This window comes from Wolbachia endosymbiont (group A) of Portevinia maculata, from assembly GCF_964028525.1.
Lineage (GTDB): Bacteria > Pseudomonadota > Alphaproteobacteria > Rickettsiales > Anaplasmataceae > Wolbachia.
In genome coordinates, this window is record NZ_OZ034786.1 from 140,186 (window position 1) to 155,030 (window position 14,845).

At 37.1% G+C, this 14,845-nt stretch carries 12 protein-coding genes; 8 read left to right on the forward strand and 4 right to left on the reverse strand.

The features are described from left to right. Positions 1-231: 231 nt before the first annotated feature. The gene (locus ABWU36_RS00670) at positions 232-1,473 is read left to right on the forward strand and encodes a hypothetical protein (RefSeq protein ID WP_353272880.1); all 1,242 of its coding nucleotides are present in this window, start codon (positions 232-234) and stop codon (positions 1,471-1,473) included. Between the two features lie 348 nt (positions 1,474-1,821). On the opposite strand, the gene ABWU36_RS00675 is transcribed toward ABWU36_RS00670, so the two are convergent. After that, entirely contained in the window at positions 1,822-2,838 is a 1,017-nt protein-coding gene (locus ABWU36_RS00675) for a substrate-binding domain-containing protein (protein ID WP_253308933.1), read from the reverse strand. Positions 2,839-2,953: 115 nt separating this feature from the next. Here ABWU36_RS00675 and ABWU36_RS00680 point away from each other — a divergent pair, with 115 nt between their 5' ends. Further along, positions 2,954-3,115 carry a hypothetical protein gene (locus ABWU36_RS00680; protein ID WP_264688080.1) on the forward strand — a complete coding sequence of 54 codons (162 nt, stop codon included), beginning with the start codon at positions 2,954-2,956 and terminating at the stop codon, positions 3,113-3,115. A 175-nt stretch (positions 3,116-3,290) separates the two neighbouring features. Further along, entirely contained in the window at positions 3,291-3,848 is a 558-nt protein-coding gene (gene dcd, locus ABWU36_RS00685) for a dCTP deaminase (RefSeq protein ID WP_064125494.1), read from the forward strand. A 5-nt stretch (positions 3,849-3,853) separates the two neighbouring features. Here the strand turns inward: dcd and ABWU36_RS00690 are convergent, their stop codons facing one another. Both ABWU36_RS00690 and ABWU36_RS00695 read right to left on the reverse strand, forming a co-directional pair. Then, on the reverse strand, positions 3,854-4,495 hold the full coding sequence (locus tag ABWU36_RS00690) for a hypothetical protein (RefSeq protein WP_353272881.1): 642 nt from the start codon (positions 4,493-4,495) through the stop codon (positions 3,854-3,856). Further along, positions 4,405-4,863: a hypothetical protein gene (locus ABWU36_RS00695; protein ID WP_353272882.1), complete on the reverse strand. Its 459-nt coding sequence runs from the start codon at positions 4,861-4,863 to the stop codon at positions 4,405-4,407. Before ABWU36_RS00695 ends, ABWU36_RS00690 begins: the two co-directional genes overlap by 91 nt. Before the next feature lie 338 nt (positions 4,864-5,201). Between ABWU36_RS00695 and ABWU36_RS00700 the strand changes: the two genes are divergently transcribed. From ABWU36_RS00700 to ABWU36_RS00720, 5 genes are all read left to right on the forward strand, one after another. Further along, positions 5,202-6,164, forward strand: coding sequence for a hypothetical protein (locus tag ABWU36_RS00700; RefSeq protein WP_265045448.1), 963 nt, complete (start codon positions 5,202-5,204; stop codon positions 6,162-6,164). Continuing rightward, complete coding sequence (locus tag ABWU36_RS00705) at positions 6,161-8,497, forward strand: glycoside hydrolase TIM-barrel-like domain-containing protein (protein ID WP_265017640.1); 2,337 nt, start codon at positions 6,161-6,163, stop codon at positions 8,495-8,497. Before ABWU36_RS00700 ends, ABWU36_RS00705 begins: the two co-directional genes overlap by 4 nt. 410 nt (positions 8,498-8,907) lie before the next feature. After that, positions 8,908-10,092 carry a multidrug effflux MFS transporter gene (locus ABWU36_RS00710; protein ID WP_253309931.1) on the forward strand — a complete coding sequence of 395 codons (1,185 nt, stop codon included), beginning with the start codon at positions 8,908-8,910 and terminating at the stop codon, positions 10,090-10,092. A 57-nt stretch (positions 10,093-10,149) separates the two neighbouring features. Beyond that, the gene (locus ABWU36_RS00715; protein ID WP_353272883.1) at positions 10,150-11,871 is read left to right on the forward strand and encodes an ankyrin repeat domain-containing protein; all 1,722 of its coding nucleotides are present in this window, start codon (positions 10,150-10,152) and stop codon (positions 11,869-11,871) included. A gap of 41 nt (positions 11,872-11,912) precedes the next feature. Further along, on the forward strand, positions 11,913-12,056 hold the full coding sequence (locus ABWU36_RS00720; protein ID WP_341814352.1) for a hypothetical protein: 144 nt from the start codon (positions 11,913-11,915) through the stop codon (positions 12,054-12,056). A gap of 564 nt (positions 12,057-12,620) precedes the next feature. Here the strand turns inward: ABWU36_RS00720 and ABWU36_RS00725 are convergent. Next, on the reverse strand, positions 12,621-14,765 hold the full coding sequence (locus tag ABWU36_RS00725; protein ID WP_353272884.1) for a transketolase family protein: 2,145 nt from the start codon (positions 14,763-14,765) through the stop codon (positions 12,621-12,623). Positions 14,766-14,845: the final 80 nt, after the last annotated feature.

The window sequence follows — 14,845 nt, forward strand, 5'->3', positions numbered from 1 at the left end:
GCATTGCTAAGCTAAATAACAATAGGAATATTCCCACAATAAATACAATTGAACGTAAAGTTTGTAAACGTTGATGATTTTTCATAGAGTTATTTCCTCGCTATACAAAGCCATAAAAGCTACTCTAACGTCAAGCATTTTGTTGGCCTTTATTAACAGTTATTAACAATATACTTGACTTACTTGTAAATATATATGATAATTAAACTTTATAGAAAATAGAGGTAAAATATGACTGAATTAACTGACATACAACAAAAAATTCAAACTTCATTAATTACAGCAATCAGCGAGAACAACCTTAAAATGGTCCAGGAAATATTCAACAGTAATGAAAATGATGATATACAAGCAGCTTTGAGACACGAGGGAGCTCCGACTAGTGAAAAAGATATCATTTTATATTTTGCTATTACTCGCCTTAACGATATAGTTGAAGATAAAGAAAAATTTGAAAAAAGCGTAAAGATCATTGAACTAATTTGGCAGAAAACTAATCAAAAAATTCGTGATTCTGTGTGTGATCATGCAATAGAGAGTTTTGAAAACTCTCTAAGAGAAACTGTCCTTAGTGACATACCTGCTCTTGAAACAGTTATTCAAGAAATGGAAGAGCACAAGAGGGTAATGGATCTTAGTTCAATACTAAGAGATGCAATAAAAAGTCTTAATGTTAATCAAGTTGAAGCAGCATTAGAGAATTGTGGTGAAAATGTACAAAGTGTTTTAGATCGAATAGTATATTGGGTTGATGGAGACGTAGATGCCTTTTTAGTTTATCTTCTGGAAGTTAAATATAGTAAAGAATTGAACCAAGAAGATGTGGAAAAGATAAAAGAAATCTTTGAATTAATGTTTAATGCTGCTTCTCCACAGCTCCTTGGGTATGAGCACCGTGGAAATAACTATGTAATGAGTAAACTTGTAAAGGCACAAAAACGTTTTGCTAAAATACCTGGAGTAGGTGAGCAATGCTTTCAAGATTTGATTCAAAAATTTGAGGAAAAACTTAGTAAAGATACACTAGATAATGCCAAGGCTGATGATCAGATAGCATGGGATAAAGAGTATGCGACTCGATTTTCACAAGAAATCAATCATGATCTGTTTGAGAATGATGAACTTAATGCTTGTATAGATGACACTGATCTAGGTCAAAACCCAGTAATTAACACCGCAAACCCTGAATTAACAAATGAAGCAGATAACAAAACCCCAGAAAAGAACGATACAAACTTCTGGAGTGAACACAAAGGGAAGATTGCTCTAGGTGTTACTGGACTATGCGTAGCTGGTGCTGTTGCAGCCTATGTGCTAGCGTATCCTGTAGTTGCACTGGCTTTAACAGTTTTGGCAGCAGTTATATTAATGGGTGCTGGTATTGCTAAGTTTTGTGAGAAATCAGAAAGCCCAAATACGAAAAGCTCGGACCCAGATCTTTCTCAGTGTTGCAACAAAACAAGAACTGCCTAATTAGTAATCCATTGTCATCCCAGCGCGCTGCGCTGGGGTCTGACTACGCTAGACAAAGAATATGTATCCGTTCAGGAAAGCGACAAAATAAGGTAGACAAGGTAGTATAAAAAGATAACCATAAAAGTGAGTTTACAACAAATGGTGTCATGCCAGTGCGTGACACTGGCATCCAGTTGAGCTATTTCAACAAAAATACTGCATTTGAGGTGAACTTTTTTCTCACCAGGACCATTATCTATTACACTTATTTACGAGTATAATAATTAAAGTCTGGATCCCAGTGTCACGCACTGGGATGACAAAAAAAGGAGGCTGCTTGGATGACAGGAGAAGGAAGTGTTGCCGTCACGTTATATCATAAACCTTTGCTGAAGCTTTCTTTATATATTCACTTGAAAGTGGGATTAGACCAAGCCTAGATAGGTACCCATCTTCAATGCCGATCGAATCTATAATTTCTTTTATGAATTCTCTTAATCCATCAACAGTATCCAGGTGTTCTTTCTTTATATAAAGGTATAGAGGTCTTGCTAATATATATTTTCCCGATGATATATTTTCGTAAGTTGGCTCAATTCCTGCAATTGTGCTCCCTTGTATTTTATCTTGATTCCTCATTAAAAAGCTAAAACTAAATATCCCTAAAGCGTTCTTGTTACTTTTCAATTTTTGTATTATTATGTTTTCATTAATTCCAACTTCTATATACCTTCCGTCATCCCTTATATTACCACATGCTTTCTTTCTTTCTTCCTGATCTTTATAATTCTCTTTGAAAATTCTCGAGTTCATGCATGAATATTGATTGAACATAATAGAATTAACCAAAGTTTCGTATGTGCCTGTATTTTGATGTGGACCATAAATTTCAATTTCTGTTTTTGGTAAGGCTTGATTTACATCAGACCAAAACTTCTTATTATTTTTTACTAATTTATCATTTTCTTGAGAATATGCAGATAAAGTTTCAAATAAGTCCTTTTTTGTGAAATCAAATCTATGGCTTTGATTTGAATTTGCAATGACAATTCCATCATAGCCAATGATAATCTCTATCACTTCATTAATTTTATTTCTTTTACATAGTTCTCTTTCTACTTCCTTCATAGGGCGAGATGAAGTGGTGATGTCTGGCGTGTCTTCCCCTATTCCTGAGCAAAACATTTTGAACCCTGATCCACTTCCTATCGATTCCACAACTGGAGTCTTAAAAGAGAATACACGATTGAACTCCTCGGCTACAAATGAGATAAAAGGAAAAACGGTTGAAGATCCAACAATTCTGATGTATTTCCTGGCATCAGCATTTGACAGCGGCGTGAATAATACGAATACAAAAATCAGGAGAAAGTTTCTAAGCATTATTTTTAGTTAAGAACATAAATCTAATTATTGTAATAAAAAATCAAACTGAAAAGCTTTAATTTTCTCTTGTGATTGACCTATAGCTAATCCAATTGACCGCTATTTCAATTGCATGAACATTGTAACAATGGTGTCTGCAAGCAGCTTACTGTACGAACATTGTGATTTGAGAGCAATTTCCACTAGGAGGATGTCATCCCAGTGCCCAGACACTGGGATCCAGTTCTTATTACCTGGTGTAAAGTTAAGTTTTCTGGATTCCAGACTGGAATGACATCATTTACCATGTACAATTTGTTAGTTAATAATCCATTGTCATCCCAGCGTCATGCGCATAATTGTATGAACATTGTGATTTGATACAAGCTACTTGCATGACAAAAGCTACAGTTTACATTTAAATTTTATTTTATATTATTGTAAGTATTACACAACTTTAAGGGGCAATTATGGCAGTTATGCCAGATAAATGGATCAGAGAAAAAGCTGAAAATTTTGGAATGATAGAGCCTTTTGTGGATCACAAAAGCAGCAAAGGTGTTATATCTTTCGGACTATCGTCTTATGGGTATGATGCAAGAGTGGATAATAAATTTAAAATTTTTACTAACGTTAATTCAGCCATCGTGGACCCTAAAAATTTCTCTGAGAATAGTTTTATAGATAAAGAAACAGACGTATGCATAATTCCACCAAATAGCTTTGTGCTTGCAAGCACAGTGGAATATTTTCGTATACCAAGAAATGTACTGGTCATTTGTGTTGGTAAATCAACTTACGCAAGGTGTGGAATTATAGTAAACGTTACTCCCTTAGAACCTGGATGGGAAGGTCATGTCACACTCGAATTCTCAAACACCACCCCACTTCCTGCAAAAATTTACGCTAATGAAGGCGCATGCCAATTCGTATTTTTAAGCGGCGAAAGTGAGTGTGAAAAATCATATGATGATATGAAAGGAAAATATATGAATCAGCATGGTATCACTTTGCCGCTGGTAAAGTGATTACTTTAGGTAAAGCAAGATATTGTGCTATTGTACTGAAGATTACTAAGATAAGTTTTAACTAATTTGTCGCATTCTTTATCACCTAAAACTGCACGTGCAGAGTGGTTTTTAAATGACTCTACATAGCTTGAAAAGAAATTTGTAGAAGGATTACTTAAAGCTTCTGCAACTTCTTTTTTTTCTTTATCATTGGAAAGCTGATTAAATAGTTCTTCTCCCTTTTTTTGCAGCTCATTTTCAAATTCCTGCTTTATAGTATTCTTATCTGCTTTTTGCAAGAAGGAAAACTCTTCAAAAATGTACAAGGAAGAGACAATACTGTTGAAGGTACCAGTAAAACATGCACTTGAACCACGACCACCACGCACTCCGTATTCTGTTTGCGATTCTACTAAATGTTTAACCAGTTGATATTTTCTCTGTGATATGCGGGTATTAATATCTATATTATGATCAGCATTTGCTCTAGTTTGATCGTTGCAAGCCTTCCAAGCTAAATTTAAAACTTGCTTCAATGTTAACCCGCTTCCACTATGTGTATCAGGGTTATTTTTTATACGCTCCAAGCACTCAAGTGCATGTTTTTTCTCATCTTCTCTAAGTTGATCTTTATCTGCAGCTTTTGTGTGCCATTTGCTATGCACTCTAACTGATCAATAAATCCTTCTATTTCCTCTATAAACTTATCATCAACATCAGGCTCGCCATAGTTTTCTTTTAGCTTTTGAACGTTAATATTAATTGCATCATTTACATTAGTATCATGCGTTGTTTGTGGGATACGTGCTGCCTCCATAAATGCTTCAGTTCTTTTGCCTCCTGCAAAAAGATATAGCTTACTCAATACCTTGGCGATTAAGAAAAACACCAGGGGAGGAATAAAAAATATTATAAAAAGTACTACAAATAAACCTGTGATTAGCCACCTTACAGGAGCTAGCAGAATTTCTTTTGCTTTTTTTAATTTTGACGGTCTTTGTATGTTGTCTGGTGTATTTACTACTGCTGGCATAATTAGTTTAAGTTAGTATCAATATTTTTAATATACTATATTTTTTCTTATTTTGTCAACTCAAATTTCTACTTCCGCACTTTTTCATTGTTGCTTACAATAATTATAGCTACACGATTTACTCATGTGCTTTTCTTAATTAAAAACTTCAACTATTCATTGTAAGCTATTGAATTTCCTACTATTTAGTGGCAAATTGTCATCCAAGTGGCTGTAAAACGACAAATTCGTCATTCCGCTACTAGTTAGTGGAATCTATACCGCGAATGAATCGCGGTATGAAGGTTCGCGGCGGCATAACGATAAGCTCGTCATCCCGCTACTAGTTAGCGGAATCTATGCTAAGAGATACCGCGAATGAATCGCGGTATGACGGTTCGTGGCGGCATGACGTAGAGCCTACATTAACTATAGAAACAAAAAGGAGGATTATCATGTCTACAATAGTTTTATCATCAATTTTTGGTCAAGCAGGCAGCATTTTTGGTCCAATTGGCCAGATTATCGGCTCAGAACTCGGTGCTCTTCTTGGTGCGCAGCTTGATGGTGCGATGTTTAGCCTTGATGCTGAGCAGAAAGTAACGCATGGTGCGAGACTAAAAAATCTGCAAGTTCAAACCTCAACCTATGGAAGGACGATACCAATTATCTATGGCACTGCTCGCATTGCAGGGAACATTATTTGGTCACAGCCAATAAAAGAAGAGGCGATAACCACCAAAAGCAAAATTGGAAGAGGTATGAATGTTGAGTATAATTACTATGCAACGCTTGCAATTGCGATCTGCAAGGGGAAAGTAGAAAAATTAAACAGAATCTGGGCAGATACAACGTCACTTAGCTTTGATGAAATAGATTATACTTTTTACCGCGGTACAGAAGACCAAAATCCTGATCCATTTATGTCGTCAATCGAAGGTGTGCCGGCTTATAGGGGAATATCTTACATAGTCATCAAGAATTTTCCTTTAGCAGACTATAATAACCGCGTTCCGGTATTCACATTTGAAGTGCAGACTATATTAAAGCCTAGCGGATTTTCAGTAGTAGAAAATATTCAGAATATCAATATAATACCAGGCTCAGGAGAGTTTGTATATGATACAAAAATACAGAAGAAAATCGCGCAAGAGAAAATAAGCAGCAACCAATATATCCCATATGGGCTGGCACAAAGGGTAAATCATAACAACCACACTAAAAAGAGCGATGCAGTGCTTTCTTTGGATCAATTAAAGGGAGATTTACCAAATGTTGAGTGGGTATCGGTAGTAGTCAATTGGTTTGTGAATGATCTGTGAACATTAAAGATTGTAAAATATACCCTGCAGTTGAATTTCAAGATGATTCCGCAATATTACCTGATGATTGGCAAGTAGGAAGTAGTACCAGAGATGATGCTCAGCTAATTTCAAAAGACGATAATGGAAACCCAAGATATGGTGGCACAGTTAGTGATTCAGCGCTAATAAGATATATAGAAGAGCTACACAGCAGAGGCTACAAGGTGATGCTCTATCCGATGCCCTTACTTGATACAAAGAACAAAGAGTGGCGAGGAAGATTGAGCGGGACTCCTGGGGATATAAGTGATTTTTTTAAGAATCAGTACAACAAATTTATAGAGCATTATGCAAGCATTGCCAAACAAACTAAAGTGGAAGGGTTTATCATTGGTTCTGAATTTGTTGAACTTACCAAAATCAGAGATGAAAAAGGTAATTACCCTGCAGTGGCAGAGCTAGTTAAGCTTGCAAAGCAGATAAAACTTGATCTTGGAAAAGAAGTAACAGTAACTTACGCTGCGGATTGGAGCGAATACCACTCATATGATGGTTGGTATAATATGGATGAACTGTGGTCTTCACAGTACATCGACGTTGTTGGCATAGATGCTTATTTTCCACTGACTGATGGTCCAGAGCCTCCTTTTGGCTATTCTGCGGAAGATGTAATGGGTGGTTGGAGCAGTGGAGTGGGGTATGATTATTTCTATGATTACTCAAAAAGTGAGCCTGAAAAAGTAAAGTATAACGACAGCAGGTATGCGTGGAAAAATATAGAGAAATGGTGGAGTGAAACTCACATAAACCCCGGTGGTAGTAAAACAAAATGGCAACCAAAAATGAAAAAAATATGGTTTACTGAATATGGATTTCCCAGTATGAACGGCTGCACTAATGAGCCAAATGTGTTTGTTGACAAAGGCAGCATAGAGAGCAAATATCCACGATATTCAAACGGAGAGGTGAGCTTTCTTTCACAAAAAATTGCAATTGAAGGAACGCTAAAGAAGTGGCAAAGCTCAGAAATGGTAGAAAAAATGTTTCTCTGGGCATGGGATGCAAGGCCATTTCCTTACTTTCCCAATTTGTGTGATGTGTGGACTGACTGCCATAATTGGCAGACAGGACATTGGATTCAGGGAAAGCTTTCACAGCTTAATATTTCCGATGTTTTATTGGATCTGTTACAAAAAACAGGTTTAAAAAGCAATCAGTTCGATACAGGTGGCGTCAAAGGGTTATTGTCTGGATATGTAATAAATGACCAGCAACCCGTACGTTCAATTATTAAAATGCTGCAAAGTTGCTATTTTTTTGATGTGGTTGAGCAGGGCTCTAAACTGAAATTTGTCCAAAAGGGCAGGGGAGTTACAACTGTAATGCCAATTGGTGAAACGGTTTTCAGTAACAATTCAAAACTTGTTAATATTAGTCAACTGGATTTAAACAATAAAGTTAACGTCGTTTATTTTAATCGCAATTTTGGCTATCCAATTGATGTTAAATATGCTGAGTTGCCAAAGCAAGGCACTGCTGCAACAGTTGAAATACCGCTCATTATGGAGGAGGGAGAGGCGCAAAATATAGCTGAGGTTTTACTTTATTCTTCATGGCAAGAGAGAAATATATACAATTTCAAGCTGCCGATAAAATATGCGTGGCTTGCGCCAAGTGATGTCATAACGATTTTAGACGGTGAGAAAAAGCATACGGTGAGAATTATAAAAACAAAATTTGAAAGCATGTCCATTCAAGTAAGTGGTGTTGGTTATGACAGCTCCATATATAAGCTTTCTTTTCCTTCAACAAGGTCTCTTATGCTGAAGGAATACCCTCCTTCTCATATCAGCAAAACCATCGTAGAAATGATAGATTTACCGCATGTTAAAGGTAATATTGCAAGCTTTACTTTAATTGGTGAGGAAAGGAATTGGAAGGGAGCAACGCTCTTTATTTCGTACAACGATAAGGATTATAAGCCTATCGCAAGCACAAATAAACAGTCTACTTACGGATATGTAATGGAATCTACCGATGAGGGGCTTGTAATAGTATTACGTTTTGGTAAGCTGCTAGGAATTATCGATTCAAATTCAGCATTAATCGGAAAAGAGATAGTGAAATTCCAGAGTACTAAACTCATAGATAAAAATAAATATAAGCTTAGCAACCTAATTAGAGGGCAAGAAGGTACTAAAGAGTATGAGCATACAGGAGGTGAGAAATTTACCTTACTTGATGATTCAATAATTTCTTTTGAAGTGCAATCAGGGAGAAAATTTTACCTCAAAGCAGTGACTTATGGTGATTCGTTGGATAACACGGAAGCAAAGGTCCTGAACAATTGATGCTCAGTATTTAAACTTAAACCTGAATAATTGAAGATAAGATATTGAAATTCAGGCTTTTTATGATTTTAGCTTAAGATTCCAGTGTCAAAGCACATAACTGTACGAACATTGTGATTTGAATCCACTAGGAGGGTGTCATTCCAGTCTGGAATCCAGCTTTTTCATAATCATCAAAACGTTGTATAAAACGGCTACTTTTATGCTTACCAACTTAATAAAATTCCTGGATCCAAGTAGTCAAGGCACTGGGATGACAAAGGAGGACAGTGTCCGCTACTCGAATGACATCGTTTACTATGTAACATTGTACTTATACTAATGAAAAAAATATATTATAATCAAGTATATTTAATCCAGTAAATCATTAAGTGAAAACAGCTCTTTCGCAAAATATCATCTCTCTTATTATGATATTGTCTGTAGCAATTGTCGATATGGCAACTGACCTATACTCAGTTGCACTACCAAGCATTGCCAATTATTTTAAAGTAGAAGGCAGTGTAGTGCAGCTTACAATTAGCTTGAATCTAGTTGGATTTGCAGTATCTGGATTAATTTATGGTCCATTATCGGACCATTATGGTAGGCGTCCAATGATGCTGATTGGTATGACAATTTTTACTTTAGCAAGTATCATGTGTTATATAGCCGACAGTATTGCGCTCTTGATACTAATTCGCTTCATACAAGGAGCAGGGGCAGGTGTTGCAGGTGTTGTTGGGTATGCAGCAATAAGGGATATGTACTCGGGTAGTGAATACTCGAGAGTAATTTCAAAGTTAAATATGGTAGTGGCACTCTCACCTGGAATAGCTCCAGTGGTGGGCGGTTATATAATTTCACATGGGTATAGTTGGAAATTTTTGTTTTTTATTATATCACTTGCGGCAATTGCTATGCTTATTTTTATTTACTTTAAGTTACAAGAAACACTCATTGTGAATAAAAATGAAACCAGTATAACTAACATAACTACTAATATCTTCAAGCAATACATATCAATATTTAGAAATTATCGTTTCCTTGGGTTTTCAGCCATTCATGGATTAACTTTCATGTGGCTTTGGGCATATGTTGCTAACTACCCGTTCATATTTGAATCAATGGGCATTGAAGTACAGTATTTTGGCTACCTCATATCGATCATAGTCATATTTTACATAATTGGAACTTTAATTAATAGAAGGTATGTACCAAAAGTAGGGGTTAGCAAAATGCTAATAATAGGTTTGGTGTTACCGATAATATCCGATAGTTTATTGGTATATTTTTATTTCGCGGACAAGTTAAATATATTAATTCTTCAAGTTGCCTGGATTCCAGCCAATATTGGGCTTGCATTAGTAATCAGCAATAACGTAACTTCTGCTTTAGAAACGATCAAAGGTATAGGGCTTGGTAGTGCAGTCCTCTCATTCTGCAATATGATGTTTGGGGCTATTGGAATATATATAGTAGGAAAATTTTTTCGCTATGGCATTTTACCAAATTTACTATTAACAATAATATGCTCTACAATTGCAATTCTTATGTACAGCCTGCTCAAATATACTGAAAAACATGGGCATTATTTGCGTGATCCAGGAACATAAAGGTCATAGATTATTAACGGCTTTGCCGTGATAATATAATTTTACAGGAGGTGTGGGATGAGTGATGTAAATGAAGATATAGTAACAGATAATTTTGGAAATACTCCTTTACATTGGTCTGCTCTAAATGGCGAAAAAGATGTAGTAAAAGCCCTATTGGATAAAGGGGCAAATGTTAATGCAAAAAATAATAGTGGATGTACTCCTTTACATTGGGCTGCTGAATATGGCAAAAAAGATGTAGTAAAAGCCCTATTGGATGAAGGGGCAAATGTTAATGCAAAAGATAATTCTGGAAAAACTCCTTTACATGAGGCTGCTCTAACTGGCAAAAAAGATGTAGTAAAAGCCCTATTGGATAAAGGGGCAAATGTTAATGCACAAAATGATGAAGGAAAGACTCCTTCCAATTTAGCCACTGATGAAGGAATACAAGATCTATTGCAAAGCGTAAAAAAGGCCAATGATAAACTGCTTAAGGCTGCTGAAAACGGTAATATTGATGATGTAAAAAATCTGTTGGGTAAAGAAGGAAAAGCACAGGTTAATGCAACAGATGATTCTGAAAATACTCCTTTACATTTGGCTGTTGAAAAGAATGACAAAGAGGTAGTAGAAGCCCTACTGAAAGTAAATGGGATCAATGTTAATGCACAAAATAAGGGTGGATGGACTCCTTTACATTTTGCCGTTTTCAATGGCCATCAAGAGGTAGTAGCAGCCCTACTGAAAGTAAATGGGATCAATGTTAATGCACAAAATAAGGGTGGACGGACTCCTTTACATTTTGCTGCTCTAAATGGCTATAAAGATGTAGTAAAAGCCCTATTGGATGAAGGGGCAAATGTTGATGCACAAAATAAGTATGGATGGACTCCTTTACATTTTGCCGTTTTCAATGGCTATAAAGAGGTAGTAGAAGCCCTACTGAAAGTAAATGGGATCAATGTTAATGCACAAAATAAGGGTGGATGGACTCCTTTACATTTTGCTGCTGGAAATGGCGAAAAAGATGTAGTAAAAGCCCTATTGGATAAAGGGGCAAATGTTAATGCACAAAATGATAAAGAAGAGACTCCTTTACATTTTGCTGCTCGAAATAACAACAAAGAGGTAGTAGACGCTCTAATAAAAGCAGGAGCAAATATTAATGTAAAAGATAAAGATGAAAAAACTCCTTTCGATTTAACTACTAACGAAGAAATAAAAACTCTATTTCAAAAAGCCGCAGAAAGCCCTGATGCTGGTTTAATTGATGAGCCATCGACGGATAGTAAAGGGGTTCAAGAAGAAGATGCTGGTACAGAAAAGAAAGAAAAGCAAGAAGGTGATGCTAAATCAGAATCAGACATTGCAGAAAAAGGAACTGGTGTAAGCAACGGTAGTCAACCTACAGGACCTACACAAAATAATGGAGGACAACCCACCACCAGTGCAGGACAAGGAACTGGTGTAAGCAACGGTAGTCAACCTACAGGACCTACACAAAATAATGGAGGACAACCCGCCACCAGTGCAGAAAAAGGAACTGATGTAGCAACCGGAAGTGCACAGCCTATTGCTCCCATAGAACCTGCACAAACAGAAGAACAGCCGAGCTCTTTTTTTGGTAGTTTGTTTAGTATACTTATGAAGCCTTTTTCATTAATTGCATCATTTTTTGGTGGGGTTTTTTCATGGTTGTTTGGGTCTGATGAGCCAATACAATCATCATCTGAATCTGACCAACCAGTTGTGTTAGAACCACCGAATAGTTCAGGAGACCATGACATAATATAGCTAAAGGTTTACTAGATTCCAGCGTCACGCGCTGGAATGACATGGTGGGATGCATCCAAGTAGCTGACACTGGTTTCCATCCAAGAGGGCAGTGCCCAGGCACTGGTTCCTTTATGACGGTGTCATCCCAGTACCTTCTCCTGTCATCCCAGTGCGTGACACTGGGATCTCATTTTACTTTATGATGATGTCATGAAAGTAGCTGGCACTGGAATGACAGCAGTCCTACGTCATACCGCCGCGGTATCTCTTAGCATAGATCCCGCTAACAAGTAGCAGGATGACGGTTGTCGGTGAACCTAAGTTACTTTAGCTACAAACGTTAAGAAATTTACCAAACGAAAAAAAAGGCAAAAGAAGCCCTAGTCATTGTCTACTTTCAGTATTGGCGTTTTTTAAGTCTTAAACACTGCAATTTAGCTGCTTTTAAATGCAACTCACCTTTGTTTAAATGTTTAAGAAATTTACTAAGCAGAAAAAAAGGCAAAGAAATCCCGTGTTAGCTAGTTGTCACTCTCTAATCCTGCAAATTGGCGTACTATACTGTCTTAAACGACTTATAAGCGCGTTTCAGCTTGTGTAGGTAAAAACCTAGAAATGTTGTGAAGACATAAGGTGCACATAGTGCAAAAAATTAAAAATAAGACGCCAACTACGTTGTTTTCTTGCTGTTTAATCTGCACAGATGAAGATAACTGAATACCTTCAGTTTCATGATAAAGGGGCTGGCAGAGTTTGTCAAGTGGTTTCTATTGAATATATACAGTGGAATGATAAAATTCACACACACATTTTACTACGTGATCAGCGCTGATATTAAAATGCTCATAAAGTGTTTTATAAGGTGCTGATTCTCCAAAGCTTTTCATGCCAATAAATATACCGTTTGAACCTATATATTTATGCCAACCCATTTCACTTCCAGCTTCAATTGCAACTTTGATGCTGTCATTATTTAATATTGCCGCTTTATATTCATCACTTTGCTCATCAAAAAGTCTCCAGCATGGCATAGAAACAACCCTTGTACCTATACCCTTTTCCTGCAATTTCTCCCTTGCTTCAACTGCAATTTCAACCTCGGACCCCGTAGCAAATATTGTCACTTTTAATTCTTTTGAACATTCACACAAAACATATGCACCAAACTTCGATAGATTAGCAGATTGATCGATATCAAAATAGAATTTGCGCATGTAACTTACGTTTTGCCTTGAGAGCGCAAACAGTGCAGGTGATTCTTTTTTTTCGAGTGCAATGCTAACACACTCTAGAGTTTCAACTGCATCGGCTGGCCTAAAAACATATAGATTTGGTATAGCACGAAGAGAGGCTAAATGCTCTATTGGTTGGTGAGTTGGGCCATCTTCTCCCACTCCAATTGAGTCATGAGTCATCACATAGATAACCTGCTGTTTCATCAAAGCTGAAAGACGTATAGCAGGACGACAGTAGTCGGAAAATACCAAAAAAGTGCCACCATAAGGAAGAATCGCGCCGTGAAGTGCCATACCATTCATACATGCTGCCATAGCGTGTTCTCTCACTCCATAGTGGACATAAGAACCACTATAATTATTACTATCTATTACCTGCATGTGCTTATATTTAGTGCAATTTGACCCAGTAAGATCAGCAGAACCGCCGATTAATTCCGGCATATGTTGTGTTAAAAGTTCCATTACCATGCCGAAAGAAGAACGTGTAGCTTCGTTTGGCATTGTCTCGTGTATTTGTTTCTTCAAGTTAGCCAAAACATTATCGATATTGTCTGGTAGACGTTTATCTAGCCGTCTTTGAAGTTCTTTATTTTCACTGGATTCCAGTGTCAAGCACTGGAATGACACCGAATTGCTGTTATCTGGCAGACGCTCATCTAGTCGCCTTTGAAGTTCTGCATGATATCCTGTCATCCCAGCATTCTCTTCTGTCATCCCAGTGCTTGACACTGGGATCCATTCTTTTTCTTCTTCACTGGTCACATGCTGGAATGACAATGAATTGTAATTTTGCCTTGCTCTCTCAACAGTTTTCTTCCAGGCGTTTTTCACATCTTCTGGCACATGGAATGGCTCGTAATTCCAGTTTAATTTCTCTCTCATCTGTTTGATTTCTTCCTCCGAAAAAGCACCACTGTGAGCAGAGGATGTGCCAGCACGGCTTGAAAATTTTCCGATAATAGTTTTGCAGCAGATCATTGTAGGTTTATCAGACTTTTTTGCTTGCTCTATTGCAAGGGATATGGCATCAAAATCATGGCCATCAATTTTGTCAACATTCCATCCATACGCTAAGAAGCGTTTCTCTACATCATCAGAGCAGGAAAGGCAAGTAGCGCCATCTATAGAGATATCATTATCATCAAAAAGGGCTATTAATTTATTCAATTTAAGATGCCCAGCAAGTGATGCTGCTTCATGGCTTATTCCTTCCATAAGACAGCCATCCCCTAGCATTACGTAAGTGTAGTGATTGATTCTGAATTGCTTTTTAAGGATTGATTCAGCAAGTGCCATGCCAACAGCAGCGGCAAACCCCTGACCGAGCGGGCCTGTTGTTGCCTCTACCCCGGAAGTCAAGCCAAACTCTGGATGACCTGGGGTCTTGGATCCCATTTGCCTAAAGTTTTTTAGCTCATCTATGCTAGTATAACCTGTCAAATATAATATTGAGTATAGTAACATTGACCCATGACCGTTTGATAAAACAAAGCGATCTCTATTGAACCATTTAGAATCATCAGGATTATGATTCAGATATTTAGCAAACAAAACAGTTGCAACATCTGCCATGCCAAGTGGCATACCTGGGTGTCCAGAGTTTGCTTTTTGTACTGCATCAATTGATAAAAAACGGATGGCGTTTGCCATAGATTCCAAATGTGAATGATTCATGTGTTAATAGAAAAACTTAAAAATGAAGTATAAAAGATTATATCAGCAAAAACAAGTTGACACTGAATGCTAAAATCCTT